At 71.1% G+C, this 17243-nt stretch carries 15 protein-coding genes; 9 read left to right on the plus strand and 6 right to left on the minus strand.

Annotated features, from left to right (window positions below):
• Nucleotides 1-280 precede the first annotated feature (280 nt).
• Nucleotides 281-688, minus strand: a complete 408-nt coding sequence (locus ABT254_RS04900) for a hypothetical protein (RefSeq protein WP_351463557.1) — start codon at nt 686-688, stop codon at nt 281-283.
• 207 nt (nt 689-895) lie between these two features.
• On the opposite strand from ABT254_RS04900, the gene ABT254_RS04905 reads away from it, so the two are divergent.
• Nucleotides 896-2548: a sigma-70 family RNA polymerase sigma factor gene (locus ABT254_RS04905; RefSeq protein WP_351463559.1), complete on the plus strand. Its 1653-nt coding sequence runs from the start codon at nt 896-898 to the stop codon at nt 2546-2548.
• Nucleotides 2549-2577: 29 nt separating this feature from the next.
• Here ABT254_RS04905 and ABT254_RS04910 read toward each other — a convergent pair whose 3' ends face one another.
• Entirely contained in the window at nt 2578-3357 is a 780-nt protein-coding gene (locus tag ABT254_RS04910; RefSeq protein ID WP_351463561.1) for a polysaccharide deacetylase family protein, read from the minus strand.
• Between the two features lie 238 nt (nt 3358-3595).
• Between ABT254_RS04910 and ABT254_RS04915 the strand changes: the two genes are divergently transcribed.
• On the plus strand, nt 3596-3796 hold the full coding sequence (locus ABT254_RS04915; RefSeq protein ID WP_351463563.1) for a hypothetical protein: 201 nt from the start codon (nt 3596-3598) through the stop codon (nt 3794-3796).
• A 9-nt stretch (nt 3797-3805) separates the two neighbouring features.
• On the opposite strand, the gene ABT254_RS04920 is transcribed toward ABT254_RS04915, so the two are convergent.
• The 3 genes from ABT254_RS04920 to ABT254_RS04930 all read right to left on the minus strand — a co-directional run bounded on the left by ABT254_RS04920 (nt 3806) and on the right by ABT254_RS04930 (nt 7660).
• Entirely contained in the window at nt 3806-4513 is a 708-nt protein-coding gene (locus ABT254_RS04920) for a LuxR C-terminal-related transcriptional regulator (protein ID WP_351463565.1), read from the minus strand.
• Between the two features lie 147 nt (nt 4514-4660).
• Nucleotides 4661-6112, minus strand: coding sequence for a purine-cytosine permease family protein (locus tag ABT254_RS04925; RefSeq protein ID WP_351463567.1), 1452 nt, complete (start codon nt 6110-6112; stop codon nt 4661-4663).
• A gap of 102 nt (nt 6113-6214) precedes the next feature.
• Nucleotides 6215-7660, minus strand: coding sequence for a glyceraldehyde-3-phosphate dehydrogenase (locus ABT254_RS04930; protein ID WP_351463569.1), 1446 nt, complete (start codon nt 7658-7660; stop codon nt 6215-6217).
• A 195-nt stretch (nt 7661-7855) separates the two neighbouring features.
• On the opposite strand from ABT254_RS04930, the gene gnd reads away from it, so the two are divergent.
• The 4 genes from gnd to ABT254_RS04950 all read left to right on the plus strand — a co-directional run bounded on the left by gnd (nt 7856) and on the right by ABT254_RS04950 (nt 12499).
• The gene (gene gnd, locus ABT254_RS04935; protein ID WP_351463571.1) at nt 7856-9295 is read left to right on the plus strand and encodes an NADP-dependent phosphogluconate dehydrogenase; all 1440 of its coding nucleotides are present in this window, start codon (nt 7856-7858) and stop codon (nt 9293-9295) included.
• A gap of 311 nt (nt 9296-9606) precedes the next feature.
• Nucleotides 9607-11112 carry a purine-cytosine permease family protein gene (locus ABT254_RS04940; RefSeq protein ID WP_351463573.1) on the plus strand — a complete coding sequence of 502 codons (1506 nt, stop codon included), beginning with the start codon at nt 9607-9609 and terminating at the stop codon, nt 11110-11112.
• Nucleotides 11109-11666 (plus strand): cysteine hydrolase family protein, encoded by a 558-nt coding sequence (locus tag ABT254_RS04945; RefSeq protein WP_351463575.1) that lies wholly within the window; start codon nt 11109-11111, stop codon nt 11664-11666. The genes ABT254_RS04940 and ABT254_RS04945 overlap by 4 nt, the downstream gene beginning before the upstream one ends.
• A 71-nt stretch (nt 11667-11737) precedes the next feature.
• On the plus strand, nt 11738-12499 hold the full coding sequence (locus tag ABT254_RS04950; protein WP_351463577.1) for a PIG-L deacetylase family protein: 762 nt from the start codon (nt 11738-11740) through the stop codon (nt 12497-12499).
• A 49-nt stretch (nt 12500-12548) separates the two neighbouring features.
• Here the strand turns inward: ABT254_RS04950 and ABT254_RS04955 are convergent, their stop codons facing one another.
• Nucleotides 12549-13271 carry a TetR/AcrR family transcriptional regulator gene (locus tag ABT254_RS04955; RefSeq protein ID WP_351463579.1) on the minus strand — a complete coding sequence of 241 codons (723 nt, stop codon included), beginning with the start codon at nt 13269-13271 and terminating at the stop codon, nt 12549-12551.
• A gap of 56 nt (nt 13272-13327) precedes the next feature.
• Between ABT254_RS04955 and ABT254_RS04960 the strand changes: the two genes are divergently transcribed.
• The 3 genes from ABT254_RS04960 to ABT254_RS04970 all read left to right on the plus strand — a co-directional run bounded on the left by ABT254_RS04960 (nt 13328) and on the right by ABT254_RS04970 (nt 17125).
• Nucleotides 13328-14932: an FAD-dependent monooxygenase gene (locus ABT254_RS04960; RefSeq protein ID WP_351464072.1), complete on the plus strand. Its 1605-nt coding sequence runs from the start codon at nt 13328-13330 to the stop codon at nt 14930-14932.
• 120 nt (nt 14933-15052) lie between these two features.
• A complete protein-coding gene (locus tag ABT254_RS04965) occupies nt 15053-15775 on the plus strand; it encodes a Type 1 glutamine amidotransferase-like domain-containing protein (RefSeq protein WP_351463581.1) in 723 nt (240 codons plus the stop codon).
• 108 nt (nt 15776-15883) lie between these two features.
• On the plus strand, nt 15884-17125 hold the full coding sequence (locus tag ABT254_RS04970; RefSeq protein WP_351463584.1) for an acyl-CoA dehydrogenase family protein: 1242 nt from the start codon (nt 15884-15886) through the stop codon (nt 17123-17125).
• The last annotated feature ends 118 nt before the right edge of the window (nt 17126-17243 follow it).

Raw genomic sequence — 17243 nt, forward strand, 5'->3', positions numbered from 1 at the left:
TGCCGTTCTCCCAACTGGGCGAGCAGACAAGCCTGGTGGTCCTGCCGCTCCTCGCCGTCCTGACGCTCAACGTCGGCGCCGGGGCTGGTGACCGCAGCAGGCGTGCTGTTGTCGCCGGCCCTGATGGCCCTCTCGCCGCTCGCCCGCCTGGGGCGGCAAGGTGCTTATGTCGCCGATGACGCTTGAGGAAGACGTGCAGGGCGGAGAGGGACCAGTCCTCTCCGCCCTTCCGGCCGACGGCCCGAGGACCGCACGTCACGCTCCGATGACCGGTCGCGGACTACGCGTGCCCGAACCAACTGCCGCCCCACACCGCCCGGGTCCCCGCAGGGCAGGTCAGACGGAAGTCCCACCGGCCCGAGTAGGAGCGCCGGAACTCATGGCGGCCGTCGGTGCAGTCCACATACACCGGGTAGGTGTGGCTGTCGCAGGTCAGATAGACGCTTCGCTCGCCGTCCGTGCGCCCGTTGAAGCAGGCCACCCCGAGCTCGCTCTCGTCCGGGGAAGCAGCGCGCTGCACGAAGTCGAGCAACGAGTGCTCCAGCGGGGCGCTCTCCTGGACGGTCCGCCCGTCGACGTTGGTGGCCTGGGCCTGCGCGTCACCCGACGGGCCCGCAGCGCCGGCCGGTACGGACGCCCCTGCCAGCGCGGTGACGGCGATCGCCACAGTGGCGGCAACGTTCCTCATGGACGTCAAGTTCTCCTCCACAGAAGGGACAACGAGCTACAGATGCGAAGGAAGGTAGCGAATTACTCCCGGCACCTCCAGCCAGACATCCACCGGAACGCCACTGGTTGACTGGGCGTGTGTCCGAAGAACTGTTATCCGAGACCCGCCCACCGGTCTCCCAGGTATCGGGCAGGATCGTTCGGCGTCGAGGACGGGACAGTTTTCATGGGGACACAGCGCACGGTGGAGCCGGCGGCACTCGTGGCCGCCGCCCGAGGGGGCGACCCGGAAGCCCAGGAGGCCCTGGTCGGCGCGTACCTCCCGCTGGTCTACAACATCGTGGGGCGGGCGCTGAACGGCTCGGTCGACGTCGACGACGTGGTGCAGGAGACCATGCTGCGCGCCCTGGACGGACTGGGCGGTCTGCGCGCCCCCGAGAGCTTCCGTTCCTGGCTCGTGGCGATCGCGATGAACGAGATCCGCAAGCAGTGGCAGGACCGGCAGTTCACCCCGGGCACCGTGGAGGAGGCCGAGGAACTCGCCGATCCGGGCGCCGACTTCGTGGACCTCACCCTCGTACAGCTGCAGCTCTCCGGCCAGCGCCGGGAGACAGCGCGCGCCACTCGCTGGCTGGAGCCCGACGACCGTGGACTGCTGTCGCTGTGGTGGCTGGAGTGCGCCGGTGAGCTGACCCGCGCCGAGGTGGCTGCCGCAATCGAGCTGTCGCCGCAGCACACCGCGGTACGGGTGCAGCGGATGAAGGCGCAGCTGGAGGCGGCCCGCGTGGTGGTGCGGGCGCTCGACGCGCAGCCGCCGTGCCTGGAACTGCGCGGCATGCTGGGCACCTGGGACGGGCGGCCCTCGGCGCTGTGGCGCAAACGAATAGCCCGGCACGCCCGTGGCTGCGGGCGGTGCTCGGGCCTGTGGAGCGGGCTGATGCCCGTGGAGGGGCTGCTGGCCGGGCTGGCCCTGGTTGCCGCGGCGCCCTCGCTGCTGACGGGCGTGCGGGCTGCCTGGGGAGGGATGGCCGAGGCCGGGATGGCCCTGCCCGGCGCGGGGCCGCGGCCCTCCGGCAGCTCCGGTGGCCGTACCGGATCGGGTCCGGGAGCCGGACACCGTGCCGCGCGCGGGCGGGCGTCCCGGAGCGAGGTACGCCGCCGCCGGCGCAACCGGCGCCGGGCCGTCGGCGGGGCGGTCGTGGCGGCCTGTGTGGCGGGCGGCGGCCTCTGGTACTTCGGCACGGATTCCTGGGCCGGCGGCGAAGGGGCGAGCGCCGAACACGCCGCGGGCGCCCCTGTCGCTGACCTGTCGGAGTCCGGTGCCGTCGACACTCCGCCGCCGGCCTCCACGTCTCCGTCTCCCGCCGCGTCACCGACGAAGAAGGCGAACGCTTCCAGGAGCCCGAGCCCCGCGAAGAAGGACGCGCCGGCTCCCCGCCCGTCCACCCGCCCGTCACGGACGGCGACCGGCACCCCCGAGGTGTCGTCGACACCGTCGGACACCGTGGCGCAGGTGGTCGCCCTGGTGAACAAGGAACGGGCCGCGGGCGGCTGCGGCGCGCTCACCGAGGACCCCCAACTGGAGAAGGCCGCGCAGGGCCACTCCGACGACATGGCCGCCCGCGACTTCTTCGACCACACCAATCCGGACGGCCTCGACCCCGGGACGCGCATCACCGCCGCGGGCTACAAGTGGTCCACGTACGGGGAGAACATCGCCCAGGGCCAGCAGACGCCGGAGGCGGTGATGGAGTCCTGGATGAACAGTCCCGGCCACCGCGCCAACATCCTCAACTGCTCGTTCAAGGACATCGGCGTGGGCGTCCACGACGGGTCGGGCGGGCCGTGGTGGACGCAGGACTTCGGCGCCAAGCTCTGACGTGCGGGCGGCAGTTGCCGGGCAGGTGCTCAGCGCACCGGGAAACCGAACGAGTACCCCTGCTGCTTCAGCCACGGCAGGATCTCGTGCAGGGCCGCCACGGTCTGGGAGCGGTCTCCGCCGGCGTCGTGGAAGAGGATCGTCGGGCCGTTGGACAGCTCGTTCTTGACGGTGGCGACGATGGCGGCGGTGCCGGGGCGTTCGAAGTCCTTGGAGTCCACGTTCCAGCCCAGCGGCCGCATCCCCTGCTGGGCGGCGAGGTGCCTGCTGTAGGGCGTGAAGGCACCGCCCGGGGCCCGGTAGTACAGCGGCCGGACGCCCCCGGAGGCCTTGGTGATCATGCCGGCGGCGTCCAGGATCTCCTTGGACTGGTAGGAGTTGGGCTTCTTGTCCATGGTGGTGTCGTGCGACACGGTGTGGTCGCACAGCCGGTGCCCGGCCGCCACCACCGCCTTGACCAGGTCCGGGTGCGCCTGGGCCTGGGTGCCGACCATGCAGAAGGTGGCCTTCACCCCGTTGTCCTTGAGCACTTGGAGGACCTGCGGGGTCCACGCCGGGTCCGGCCCGTCGTCGATGGTGATGTTGACGCCCCGGGCGCCCCGGTCCGAGGCGTGGACGATGCTCGCCGCCACCGGGGTCGTCCGTCCGGCGCCCGCCGCCGAGGAGGGGTGGGCCGAGGCGCCCGAGTGCTGCCCGCTGAAGGGGCCGGCCTGCGCGGTCCACACCGAGGTGGCCGCCGCCACCGCCGTCACCCCGACCGCCGCCGCGAATACCCGGCCGTACCAACCCCGCCCGCCATGCCGCGCCATTTCTGCCCCGCCCTTGTCATCCCGGTGTTGCTTGTGCACCTGTCAGGACGGCGAAAGGTTGCTCCGGGATCCGTCTGTTACTGATCACGGACAATTCCGCGGGAGTTCCGGGACGGACGACCGGCACATGGGGGCGGAGCAGGGGTGATGCCTCCGCCGGGGAGCCGGTTCTGCAACGTTCTTGGGGGGCCGATGTGGCGTACGACGGCCGCGGCCCCCGCCGGGCGTCGAGGCAGGCTTGCGACCCGGACCGGCTCGTCCCTGCGGTCGCTTCTTCTACGACTACGACGGGACGTTCTCGGGGACGGCGTACCGGGTGCGGGATGTGGTGCCGCCGCCCGCCGCGAGAAGGCTGCTGCCTCTGGAAGCAGGCGAGTTCACCCGGCTCACCGTCAACGAGCCCGGCGCTGCTGACGGCTCAGTGCGACTGCCGCTGTAGAGCGGCCCCTCAGGCCGCCGGCCGTATCAGCCCCGACTCGTAGGCGAAGGTCACGGCCTGGACGCGGGCGCGGGCGCCGATCTTGGCGAGGATGTGGCTGACGTGGGATTTGACGGTGGTCGGGGCGATGGACAGGCGGACGGCGATCTCGGTGTTGGACCAGCCTGAGGCGACGGCGGTCAGGACGTCGCGTTCGCGGTCGGTCAGGGTGTTCAGTCCGGCCTCGCGTCCGGCGGGGTGGCCGGCCGGCTGCTCGCGGACCGCGTCGATGAGCGCACGGGTGAGGGCGGGCGTGATCGCCGCGTCCCCTGCGGCCACCACGCGGATGGCCGCGGTCAGTTCTTCCGGCGCGGCGTCGGTGAGGAGGAATCCGGCCGCGCCGGCGCGCAGGGCGGCGTAGGCGTGCCTCTCGTGCGGGGACGAGGTCAGGACCAGGACGCGGGGAGGGGGCCCGGCCGGCGTGGCGGCCCCGGAGGCAGAGAGGAAGCGCGGGAGCTGTGCGGGGCGTGCGATGCGCCGGATGGCTTCGATGTCGTCAGTGCCGGCGAGGTGGCTGTCCATCAGGACGACGTCCGGACGGAGCGCGGAGCACAAGCCGACCGCCTCGGCTGCGCTCGCCGCTTCGCCGGCCACGGTCAGGTCGGGCTCTGCCGTCAGGAGCATGCGCAGGCCGACGCGTTGCAGGGACTGGTCGTTGACGATGAGTACGGAGACCATGTCTGTCCTTCCCGCCTCTAAACGAAACGGTTTCGTTCACCTGAAGATCAGCATAGCCCTCCCTGCTAGCGAAACGGCATCGTTCTCCTTATGGTCTGGGTCACATCTCCCGGCCGTCGTGGACGGCGGCGACTTCCCGGGGAGCGGTCAGGGCTCGCGGTGCTCGTGTGCCGCCTGCTCAAGAGCCTCCGCCTCGGCCTCCGCGATCCGCTGCTCGGCCTCCACGTCGATCGAACGAGTCAGCAGCCAGTAGAGCGCCGCGGCGACCGGCAGACCGATGAACAGCGAGATGTCGGCTCCGTCGAGTGCGTCGGCGACGGGGCCGGTGTAGAGGGTGCCGACGGAGAAGAAGGGGATCATGACGGCGAAGCCCACCAGGTAGGCGATGATGCCGTGCCAGCCCCAACGGCCGTAGATTCCACGGGGGTTGAAGATCTCGGCGATGGCGTAGTGGCCGCGGCGCACCACGTAGTAGTCCATCAGGTTGACCGCGGTCCACGGGATGAACAGATAGAGCACCAGCAGCAGGAAGTTGTTGAAGTTCTCGAGGAAGTTGGAGGTCGCGGCCAGCGCGCCGACCAGGGAGAGCGCCGCGGTCAGCCCGATGGTCACCAGCCGCACGCCGAGCGTCGGCGTCACCCGTCTGATGGAGTCGATGGCACTGATGAGGGTCAGCGAACCGCCGTACATGTTCAGCGCGGTGACGGAGACCAGGCCCAGGACGGCGAAGAGCAGCACGATCGCGCCGAATCCGCTGAACACCTTGTCGCCGGCCGCGTTGATCGACTTGATCGTCTCGAAGTCCTTGCCCGCCCATGCGGCGAGCAGCGCCCCGAGGACCATCAGCCAGATGCCGCCGAGCGCCGAACCGAAGTAGGTCCAGTAGAAGGTCTTGCGGACGGTCACGCCCGGCGGGAGGTAGCGCGAGTAGTCGGAGACGTAGATGGCCCAGCTGATCTGGTAGCCGGCGACCACGCCGAACTGCGCGAGGAACGGTGTGGCCTTGAAGGCGCCGAGGTCGAAGGAGCCCGCCGGGTAGTGCAGCGTGACCAGGACGCCCACCGTGAAGATCCCGAAGACCACCAGGAAGGAGTACGTCAGGAACTGCTCGGCCTTGTGGATGATGTCGTAGCCGACGAGCGCGATCACGAGGGCGACGACGGTGACCACGACCACCCACAGCTTGACGCCGCCGTGCACCGTGGTGTGCATCGCCTCACCGGCGAGGATGGTGTTGAAGACGTTGAAGCCCGCGTACTGCACATAGGCGAACAGCCACACCAGCAGGGCGCCGACGTAGCCGAACTGGGGCCGCGACTGGATCATCTGCGGCAGCCCGAGCTGCGGGCCCTGGGCCGAGTGGAAGGCCATGAAGAAGGTGCCGAGAACGGTGCCCGTCACGATCGCGATCAGCGACCAGATGAGGTTGCCGCCCTCGGTGATGCTGATCAGACCCACCGCGAGGGTGGCGATCTGCGCGTTCGACATGAACCACAGCGGGCCCAGATGCCACAGCTTGCCGTGGCGCTCGTCCAGGGGGACGTAGTCGATGGACCGGATCTCCAGGCCCGACACCCGCGGTTCCGACGAAGTGGTCACGGCACCTCCAGCGTGATGATCCGCCCCTGTGGCCGGATTCATTCCCCGGAGGCGTCCGGTCAAGCGGTCATTGCCGACCCTTGACCGGACGGTTCACCGAGGTCAGACCGCCGGGCTGGGGAACGTCGGGTACTCGACCCCGGAGACGTGCTGGACGACACGGATGACCTGGCAGGAGTAGCCGAACTCGTTGTCGTACCAGAGGTAGAGGATGGCGTTGTCGCCGTCCACCTTGGTGGCACCCGCATCGATGATCGAGGCGTGGCGCGAGCCGATGAAGTCGCTGGAGACCGCGTCGGGAGCGGTGGTGAAGTCGATCTGACGCCTCAGCGGGGAGGTCAGCGACACGTTGCGCAGATAGTCGAGAACCTCCTCGCGGTCGGTCTCGCGGCCGAGCCGCAGGCTGAGGATCGCGATCGAGACATCCGGCACCGGCACGCGGATCGAGCTGCCGGTGATGGGCGCCTTGAGGTCGGGCAGCGCCTTCGCGACGGCGGAGGCGGCACCGGTCTCGGTGATGACCATGTTGAGCGGCGCGGAACGGCCGCGGCGGTCGGCCTTGTGGTAGTTGTCCAGCAGGTTCTGGTCGTTGGTGAACGAGTGGACGGTCTCCACATGGCCGCGCAGCACGCCGTACTCGTCCGCCATCGCCTTCAGCGGCGGCACGATCGCGTTGGTGGTGCAGGAGGCGCAGGACAGGATCTGCTCGTCCGGCTTGATGGTGTCGTGGTTGACGCCATGCACGATGTTGGGGACGTCGCCCTTGCCCGGAGCGGTCAGCACGACCTTGTCGATGCCGGGGCGCAGGTGCTGGGACAGGCCCTCGCGGTCGCGCCACTTGCCGGTGTTGTCGATCAGGATGGCGTTGCTGATGCCGTACGCCGTGTAGTCGACCTCCGACGGGTCGTTCGCGTAGATCACCTTGATCGCGTTGCCGTTGGCGAAGATCGTGCTGCTCGCCTCGTCCACCGTGATCGTGCCCTGGAACTGGCCGTGGATGGAGTCCCGGCGCAGCAGCGAGGCCCGCTTGACGATGTCCTGCTCGCCGCCGCCGCGCACCACGATCGCGCGCAGCCTGAGGCCGTTGCCGGAGCCCGCCTTCTCGATCAGCAGGCGGGCCACCAGGCGGCCGATGCGCCCGAAGCCGTAGAGGACGACGTCACGGCCCTCGCCGCGCTCGATCTTGTTGGCGCCGGTGGCGCCCGCGACGGCCTCCGCGGTGAACGCCTCCACCGACAGGCCGCGGTCGTCGGCCTTGTACGTCGCCGCGAGCATGCCGATGTCGATCTGCGAGGGGCCGAGGTCGAGCGCGGTGAGCGCCTCCAGGAACGGCAGGGTCTCGGTGACCGAGAGCTCCTCGCCGGCGATCTGCCGGGCGAACCGGTGCGTCTTGAGGATGCTGACCACCGACTTGTTCACCAAGGAGCGGCTGTGCAGCAGGACCGTCACGTCCCGCTCGCGGTGCAGCTTCCCGATGATCGGGATCATCGACTCCGCGATCTCCTCGCGGGTCTTCCAGTTGGTGAACGAGTCGTCGTTGACAGTCACAGATCCATCTTTCGAGCTAGGCAGCGCTCATATGTTAATCCCTGTTTGATCGATCGTTTGAGCGGGGTTGGTCACACCGCTTCTCGCAGGCGTACCGACCCGGAATCGAGACGATCCGGCCGCCCGTCCGTACCTGACGGGCATGGGGCACGCCCGCCCCGCGACCGCCACCGGACCGACCGAGGGACGTACACCATGAACGCAACCGCAGCCATCGGCGTGACCGGCCTGGGCGTGATGGGCCGCAACCTGGCGCGGAACTTCGCCCGCAACGGCTACGCCGTCGCCGTCCACAACCGCACGGCGGGCCGCACCCGCGCGCTCATGGAGGTGTACGGCGACGAGGGCACGTTCGTCCCCGCCGAGACGCCCGCGGACTTCGTGGCCGCCCTCCAGCGCCCCCGCCGACTGATGATCATGGTGCAGGCGGGGGAGGCCACCGACGCGGTCATCGACGAGTTCGCCCCGCTCCTCGAGCCCGGCGACATGATCATCGACGGGGGCAACGCCCACTTCGCCGACACCCGCCGCCGCGAGGCCGCCCTGCGCGAACGCGGGATCCACTTCGTCGGCACCGGCGTCTCCGGCGGCGAGGAGGGCGCCCTCGAAGGCCCCTCGATCATGGTCGGCGGTTCGGTGGAGGCGTACGCCGTCCTCGGCCCCATGTTCGAGACCATCAGCGCCAAGGTCAACGGCGAACCGTGCGCCGCGCACATCGGCAGCGACGGCGCCGGGCACTTTGTCAAGATGGTCCACAACGGCATCGAGTACGCCGACATGCAGCTCATCGCGGAGGCCTACGACCTGCTGCGCCAGGTCGCCGGCTACACCCCCGCCGAGATCGCCGAGGTCTTCGGCCGCTGGAACAAGGGCCGGCTCGGCTCCTACCTGATCGAGATCACCGCCGAGGTGCTCGCCCACACCGACCCCGTCACCGGCGCCCCGTTCGTCGACATCGTCGCCGATTCCGCGGGCCAGAAGGGCACCGGCCGCTGGACCGTGCAGACCGCGCTCGACCTGGGCTCGCCGGTCACCGCCATCGCCCAGGCCACCTTCGCCCGCGCCGCCTCCGGCCAGCGCGACCTGCGCGCCGCCTACTCGGGCCTGCCCGGCGGCACCCGGCCCCCGCTCAGCCGCACCGAGGCCGAACGCTTCACCTCCCAGGTCGAGCACGCCCTGTACGCGTCCAAGGTCATCGCCTACGACCAGGGCTGGAAGATGATCCAGGACGCGGCCGCCGAGTACGGCTGGAAGATCGACCTCGGCACCGTCGCCCGGATCTGGCGTGGCGGCTGCATCATCCGCGCCTCCTTCCTCGACCGCATCCGCGCCGCCTACGCCTTCGACCGCGATCTGGTCAGCCTGCTCGGCGAGATGGAGTTCGCCATGGAGATCACCGACGCGCAGGTCCCCTGGCGGGAGATCATCGCCTCCGCCGCCCGGCGCGGCATCCCCGTCCCCGCCTTCTCCGCAGCCCTCGCCCACTACGACACCCTGCGCGCCGGCCGCCTGCCCGCCGCGCTTCTGCAGGGCCAGCGCGACTACTTCGGCGCCCACACCTACCACCGCACCGACTGCCCCGGCACCTTCCACACCCACTGGACCGCGCCGGAACGCTCCGAGACGACGGTCTGACCAGCAGGGCACCCACACCCGCGCCCATGTCCGCCCGCCGCAGTCCCGGGCGAGCGTGCAGGCACAGCACGACCACCACGGCGTACAGGGCGAAGGCGGCAAAGGCGGTCATCGATCCGGTTCCTCCCTGAAGGTCCCGGTGCCCGAACGGGTACCGGGATCTTTCCTGTTCGCCCCTTCGTCGCACGAGGCCGACCCTGCGGCCCACGGGATCGCAGTCGCGTCCGGCACACCCCTCCGGTGCGGCCTTGACGCCCCGACCTGCGCCGACAAGGCTTCGGGCAACACCCGCCCGGACAGGTAGGACGACGATGGCAGACTCCCCGGACACTCCCGACAACAGAGCCGCGGGCCGGCCGCTCCAGGTCGAGACGCACGGCCTGGACGTCATCGCCGACGCCGAGCGCAAGGGCACCCCGCGGACCCTGTTCTGGCCCTGGTTCGGCGCCAACGTCTCCATCCTGGGCCTGAGTTACGGCGCCTTCGCGCTCGGCTTCCGGATCTCCTTCTGGCAGGCGCTGAACGCGGGTGTCATCGGCATCGTCTTCTCGTTCCTGCTCTGCGGGTTCATCGCGGTGGCCGGCAAGCGCGGCTCGGCGCCGACCATGGTCCTCAGCCGCGCCGCGTACGGGGTGCGCGGCAACCGCCTGCCCTCGGTGATCTCCTGGGTGCTCACCGTCGGCTGGGAGACCGTGCTGTGCGCGCTCGCCACCATGGCCACCGCGACGGTGTTCGCACGGCTCGGCTGGGGAGGCGGCACGGAGACGAAGGTGGTCGCTCTCGTCCTGGTCGGCGCTCTCACCGTGATCGGCGGTGTGATGGGCTTCGACCTGATCATGCGGCTGCAGACCGTGATCACGGTGGTGACGGGCGTCCTGACCGTCGTCTACATCGTGCTGGTCGCCGATCACATCCACTGGAGCACCGTCAGCGCCCTGCCGGCGGGCTCCGCCCAGGAGTTCATCGGCGCGCTGGTGTTCATGATGACCGGCTTCGGCCTCGGCTGGGTCAACGCCGCCGCCGACTACTCCCGCTATCTGCCCCGGAGTTCGTCGAGCCGAGGGGTGATCGGCTGGACCACCTTCGGCGCATCCGTGGCCCCGCTGCTCCTGCTGGTCTTCGGCCTGCTGCTGGCGGGCTCCTCCAGCAAGCTCGACGCGGCCGTCGCAGCCGACCCGATCGGTGCCCTCACCACCATCCTGCCGACCTGGTTCCTGGTCCCGTTCGCCGTGGTCGCGGTGCTCGGCCTGGTCGGCGGCGCGGTGCTCGACATCTACTCCTCGGGCCTCGCCCTGCTGTCGGCAGGCATCAGGATCCCCCGCCATCTGGCCGCCTTCGTGGACGGCGTCCTGATGATCGCCGGCTCGATCTACATCGTCTTCTTCGCCGACGACTTCCTCGGCCAGTTCATGGGCTTTTTGACCACCCTCGGCGTCCCCATCGCCGCCTGGTGCGGCATCATGCTCGCCGATCTCGCCCTGCGCCGCCGCGACTACGACGAGGCAGACCTCTACCGCCCCGCGGGCCGTTACGGCGACGTACCGCCCGCCCCGCTGCTCCTCACCCTCGCCGCCACCGCGCTGGGCTGGGGTCTGGTCACCAACTCCGCGGCCAGCTGGCTCAGTTGGCAGGGCTATCTCCTCGAACCGTTCGGCCTCGGCGGGAAGTCCGGCGCCTGGGCCTACGCCAACCTCGGCGTCCTCGCCGCCCTCGCACTCGCCTTCCTCGGCACCCTGGCCCTGGGCAGCGCCCGCGTCCGCGCCCAGGAGGCCGAAGCACCGAGCCCGGCCGCGGGGGAGGAGGTGCCGATCGCATGACCCCGTCCGCCACCGGACTGCTCGCCGTCATCGACATGCAGCGCGTCTTCGCCGACCCCGACAGCCCCTGGGCCACCCCCCGCTTTTCCGAGGCCGCGGCAGGAGTACGACGCCTGCTGCCGGCCTACGGCGACCGGGTCGCCTTCACCCGCTTCCTGGCCCCCGCCCAGCCGGACGGCGCCTGGCAGGCCTACTACCGGCAGTGGCCCTTCGCCCTCCAGCCGCCCGAGGCCCGACTCTGGGAGCTGGCCGACGAGTTCGCCCGCCGGACACGGTACGTCGTCGACGCCACCACCTTCGGCAAGTGGACCCCGGAACTCGCCAAGCACCTCGGCCCCGAGGGGCGCCTGGTCCTGGCCGGCGTCAGCACCGACTGCTGCGTCCTGTCCACCGCGCTCGCCGCCGCCGACGCCGGTGTCGAGGTGCTCGTCGCCGCCGACGCCTGCGCGGGCGCGGACGACGACTCGCACACCAAGGCGCTGCACATCATGGACCTGTACCGCCCGCTGATCCGCGTGACCACCGTCGCCGAACTGCTCGGAGAGGCGGGGTGAGCGAAGCCCGGCCCGGGCGCCGGTGAATCACCGAAGCACGCGACCCGGCTGCCCCCGGAAAGGAATCCACCGTGCCCCTGCCCAGCTTCCTCGGGGTTTTCGCGCACCCGGACGACGAGTCCCTTTCCGCGGGAGGCGTGCTCGCGCAGCACGCGGACTCCGGGGCCCGGACCGCCGTCGTCACCGCGACCTGGAGGGAGGGGACCTGGCGGTCCGGGGAGTTGGCGCAGGCGTTGCGGGTACTGGGGGCCGGGAAGCCACGGATGCTCGGGTACGCCGATGCGCGGGTGCCGCAGTCGGCGCCCGGGGCGGCGCGGCTGTGCGACGCGCCGCTGGACGAGGCGGTGGGGCGGCTGGTGGCGCACATCAGGGAGTTCCGGCCGGACGTCGTGGTCACCCACGACGGTTACGGCGGGCTGAGCGGGCATCCGGATCATGTTCACACCCACCGGGTGACGGTGCTGGCAGTGGAGGCCGCCGGGTGGGGGCAGCTGTATCCCGAGACCGGTGCGCCCTGGCGGCCGAGTGCGCTCTATCTCGCCACCCATCCTGAGTCCGCCGCCCGTGCCTTGGGCGGCGCGCTGCTGCGGCCGGGAAGGGAAATGTTCAGTGTGCCGGACGCGTGGGTCGCTGCCGTCGTCGATGTCGGGCCGTGGACCGAGCGGAAGATGACGGCCGTGCTGGCCCATCGCAGTGAGGTGGAGCGGGGCGCCCTGCCCGGCCGGCTGGCCGCGCTGCCGCCGGCCGAGCGCGCCCGGCTGCTGTCCACCGAGTGGTACATCCGCCACGGCACCCGGCCCGCCACGGCACCGCTGCCGCGACTGGTCCCCTGAGGCGCGTCGCCAAGACCGTCGACCTGCCGACGGCCTTGGACAGCACGCTTCAGTGGCGGACGAGACCGTCGATCATCACAGCGAGGGTGAAGTCGAACCGGTCGTGTCCCTCGCCTGCGGTGAGCTCGCCGGCGTGGCGGGTGATGTGCGGGAAGGTGCCGGCAGGCAGGGCGCTGAACCGGCGTAGCAGTTCGTCGCGGTCGACCACCCAGACGGCGTCGTCGTCTGCCGAGCGCCGACGCACGATCGATGCCTCGAGGCAGTAGGCGGCCACGTACAGCAGGAGGGCGTCGATGGCCCAGGCGGCGCTCTGCGGGGCGATGCCCCCGGCGAGCAGGATCGCCAGCATTCCTTCCGTGACACGCAGGGTCTCGAGGTTGGTGGGAGCCATGGCGAGCGCGGCGCGGGAGATCCCGGGGTACTTCAGGTACTGGTCGCGTATCCGGGTGCACACACCGCGGATCTGCTCCCGCCAGGCCGCGGGGTCGGGCTCGGGCAGGACGAGTTCGGCGCACAACCGCCCGATGAGCAGTTCGTCGAGGTCGGCCTTGTTGACCACGTGGGCGTAGAGCGAGGCGGGGCCGGTGTCGAGCGCACCCGCCAGCCGCCGCATGGTCAGGGCCTCGTAGCCCTCGGTGGTGATGAGGGCCAGCGCGGTGTCGACGACCTGTTCCACGGTGATCGGGGCCTTGCGGCGCCGTGGCCTGGGGCTGCCTTCGGCCTCGGGATTCGGCGGCTGGTGGCGTGCCGCACGTCGCTCTCTCGGGTTCACTCGCCCATCATAACTTGACACGAACACTGTTCGTAAATAGAACAGTGTTCGTGACGATGAATGTGAAGCAGGACGTGGACGTGACCGTGGTGGGAGCCGGGCCGGTGGGCCTCGTGCTCGCCGCGGAGCTGGCGCTCTCCGGAGCGAGGGTGCAGGTGCTCGAGCGACTGGCCGAGCCGGACGAGGGGATGAAGGCGGGGGCGATCAACGTGCCGACGGCCGAGGCGCTCGACCGCCGGGGCCTGCTGCACGCCGCCGAACAGATGCAGCGAGAGGTCCTGGAGCGGGTCGGCTCGTTCGCCCGGACGGACGGCGACCAGCAGCCCGGTGGCGGCCCGCGAGCGCGCGAGGCGCGGTTCACCGGGCATTTCGCGGGGATGGTCCTCGACGCCGACCTCGTGGACTGGTCCGATCCCGACCTCGCCGCGCACGCCGCGGTCGACGGAGCGAGGATGGTGCCGCAGCGTGAGCTGGAGGCCCTGCTGGCCGACCATGTCGCCCGGCTCGGGGTGCCGGTGCGACGCGGGGTGGAGGTCACCGCGCTCGAAGACACCGGCGAGAGGGTGCTCGTCGGCACCACCGCAGGCACCGTGCGCACCGGCTGGCTGGTCGGATGCGACGGCGGGCGCAGCACAGTGCGCCGCCTCGCCGGCATCGACTTCCCCGGCACCGACCCCGAACTCACCGGACACCTGGCGGTCGTCGACATCGCCGACCCGGAGCAACTCGCGGACGGATGGGTGTGGTCCGCCCAGGGGGCCTACCGCTACGGACCGCAGCCCGGGCGGGTGGTCACCGTGGAGTTCGACAGCGCTGCGGCCGACCGCCCCCACGTCCGGCCTCTCCCGCACGGGGCGCGGACCCCCGCGCAGCCGGTCACCCTTGAAGAGCTGCAGACCAGTCTGCGCCGTGTCTCGGGCACCGACGTCACGCTGACCGCGCTGCGCGGCACCGCGACCCGCTGGAGCGACAACGCCCGCCAGGCCGCGGCCTACCGAACGGGTCGGGTGCTGCTGGCCGGCGATGCCGCGCACGTGCACGCGCCGTTCGGCGGGCAGGGACTCAACCTCGGGATCGGCGACGCCATGAACCTCGGCTGGAAGCTGGGTGCCGTGGTGGCCGGATGGGCACCCGACGGGCTGCTCGACACCTACGACGCCGAGCGCCGCCCGCTCGGCGCCTGGGTCCTGGACTGGGCGCGGGCCCAGATCGGCGTGCTGCGCGGAGACGCCAAGTCGGCCGCGCTGCGCACGGTCGTCGCCGACCTGCTGAACACCCCCGCCGGCACGACCTACGCCGTCAAGAAGATCTCCGGCGTCACCCAGCGCATCGACCTGCCCGGCGACCATCCGCTGGTCGGACGGTACGTGCCAGATCTGTGGCTCGCAGACGGTTCCCGGCTGGTCGACCACGGTCACGGCGGCGGGTTCCTGCTGCTCGACCGCACCGCGGACGGCGCGTTCGCCCGCCTCGCCGCGGCCTGGGCCGGGCGAGTGCGCAGTGTGAGCGACGAACACGCCACGCCGACCGGGGTGTTGGTACGCCCGGACGGGGTGGTCGCCTGGGCCTGCGACACCGCCGACACCACCGGCCTGGAAGCCGCCCTGCACCGATGGGCCGGCGCGCCCTCGCCCTCATCCGAGCACCAGCCGCCGAGCTGACCTGCTGCCCGGCGCCTGCTCATCGGCCGGCCCCGGTCGCTCGGTGGCGATATGCGATTGCGTACCCGGCGCAGGACACGACAGGGTTTCCGGACACCCCACCCGTCAGGAGGCGCTCTCGTGGCCGTCCCTCCCGTGCGACACCACCGACTGGCCCTCCTCGGCGGCGGCTTCAGCCTCGAGGACGACGGCCTGCTCGACGACTGGCTGCTGCGCCACGCGCGCACCGCCCGGCCCCGGGTGTGCTTCGTACCCACCGCCAGTGGGGACGCCCCCGCGTACATCGAACGCTTCTACGACGTCTTCCGGTCACGCCACACCGGTGAGCCGACCGTACTGCCCTTGTTCCGGCGGGAGTTGGGCGACGACGGCCTGCGGGCTTTCGTGCTGGCGCAGGACGTCGTGTACGTGGGCGGCGGCAACACCGCGAACCTGCTGGCGGTGTGGCGCACGCACGGCGTGGACCGGCTGCTGCGCGAGGCCTACGACCGGGGCACCCTGCTGTGCGGCATCAGCGCAGGCGCCAACTGCTGGGCCGAGGGATCGCACACCGACTCCTTCGGCCCCCTCACCTTCCTCCCCGACGGCCTTGGCCTGCTGCCCGGCTCGGTCTGCCCGCACTACGACAGCGAGCCGGGCCGCCGCCCCTCCTACCGTGCGGCGGTCGCCGACGGCTCGCTGCCCGCCGGATGGGCGCTGGACGACGGGGTGGGCGCGCTGTTCGTGGACGGACAGCTGACGGAGACGGTGACGCGGGTGCCGGGCGCCCAGGTGCACCGGGTGGAGCCGGACGGGAGCGGCGGCGCCGACGAGCGGGCCCTGCCCTGCCGTCTGCTCACCTGAATCCCGGGCGACCTTGGCCTTATCCGGTCGGTACCCGCAGGGCACTTGCCGTGTTCAATCACCTCTATCGCGTGACGTGACCGACTGCCCCACCCGTCAGGAGGCACCGTGCTCGCCGCTCCCGAACCCGACCTCACCGAAGACGACATCATCGAGCGCGCCGTCGCGCTCAGGCCCGCCCTGCTCGAACGTCAGCCGGAGACCGAGCGGTTGACGCACTACCCCAAGGACACCCACGACGACTTCCTGCAGGCCGGCTTCTACCGGATGCTCCAGCCGAAGCGCTACGGCGGCTACGAGTTCGGCCTGCCGGTCTTCTACCGCGTGGTCACCGAGATCGCGCGCGGCTGCCCCTCCACCGGATGGGCGCTCTCGCTGACCGCCGCCCATGTCCTCCAGGTCGCCACCCTCTTCGACGAGCGGGCGCAGGACGAGATCTTCGGCGCCGACGGCGACTTCCGGGCCGCCTCCACCGTCGTACCCGTCGGGGTCGCACAGCCCGACGGCGACGGCCATGTCGTCCTGGACGGCACCTGGCCGTACTCCTCCGGCGCCCCCTACTCCACGCACTACGTCGGCCAGACCCTGCGCGCCCCGGCCGCACCGGGCGAGGCACCGGGACCGCCCGTGGTGTTCGTCGCGCCGCGCTCGGTGTGGACGGTCCTCGACGACTGGCACGGCGTGCTCGGCCTGCGCGGCAGCGGCTCCAACAGCATCCACATGGAGCAGGCCCGCATCCCCGCCCACCTCACCCGCGAGGCCTTCCTGCTCGACCTGCCCGTCGAGGGCGGCAGCACCGGGTCGAAACTGCACGGCAACCCGATGTATGCCGGGCGGGCGCCGAGCTTCTTCCACGGGGAGTTGGCCGCCATCATGATCGGCACCGCGTACGCGGCCGCCGACGAGTACGCCCGGATCGTCGCCGCCCGCCCCCTCACCCTGGAACCCGACCGCACCCGTGCCGACCTGCACGACTACCAGCGCCACCTCGGCGAGGCGCTCGGCATCATCGACATGGCCGAGGCGGCGCTGCGCCAGACCGCGCAGGACTGGATGGAGACCTGCCGGCGCAACGTCACCGGCCAGGCGCCCTTCACCGTCGTCGAGGACAACCGGCTCGCCCTGATGTTCCTGAACGCCGGGCGCGCCGCCTGGGACGTGCTGCAGGGCATCCTCTTCCGCACGGCCGGCTCCCGGTACGCCCGCGACGGCGAACGGATGCAGCGCTACTTCCGGGACGCGGCCACGTACTGGACACATGTGGGAGCGAGCATGGCCGAGCCCCTGACCCGCCGGGTCGGCTGCGACCGCCTCGGGCTGCCCTCGCAGGACATACCGCTGATCCCCTGAGGCAACCACCCTGGTGAATTCCCGGGGAACGGACGAATGGGCCGGCTGGGATCGGGTACGCGAGCAGGACCGTGCCGGGGGCCGATCTTTCCCGGGCGGGCCGTACGACCGCCGCTAC

Source organism: Streptomyces sp. NPDC001137, assembly GCF_040298885.1.
GTDB lineage: Bacteria > Actinomycetota > Actinomycetes > Streptomycetales > Streptomycetaceae > Streptomyces.

What these genes read in the sequence shown, in the direction of transcription:
- ABT254_RS04900 (WP_351463557.1), bottom strand. Translation starts at nt 688, where the DNA reads ATGAGGAACGTTGCCGCCACTGTGGCGATCGCCGTCACCGCGCTGGCA.
- ABT254_RS04905 (WP_351463559.1), top strand. Translation starts at nt 896, where the DNA reads ATGGGGACACAGCGCACGGTGGAGCCGGCGGCACTCGTGGCCGCCGCC.
- ABT254_RS04910 (WP_351463561.1), bottom strand. Translation starts at nt 3,357, where the DNA reads ATGGCGCGGCATGGCGGGCGGGGTTGGTACGGCCGGGTATTCGCGGCG.
- ABT254_RS04920 (WP_351463565.1), bottom strand. Translation starts at nt 4,513, where the DNA reads ATGGTCTCCGTACTCATCGTCAACGACCAGTCCCTGCAACGCGTCGGC.
- gnd (WP_351463571.1), top strand. Translation starts at nt 7,856, where the DNA reads ATGAACGCAACCGCAGCCATCGGCGTGACCGGCCTGGGCGTGATGGGC.
- ABT254_RS04940 (WP_351463573.1), top strand. Translation starts at nt 9,607, where the DNA reads ATGGCAGACTCCCCGGACACTCCCGACAACAGAGCCGCGGGCCGGCCG.
- ABT254_RS04945 (WP_351463575.1), top strand. Translation starts at nt 11,109, where the DNA reads ATGACCCCGTCCGCCACCGGACTGCTCGCCGTCATCGACATGCAGCGC.
- ABT254_RS04960 (WP_351464072.1), top strand. Translation starts at nt 13,328, where the DNA reads ATGAATGTGAAGCAGGACGTGGACGTGACCGTGGTGGGAGCCGGGCCG.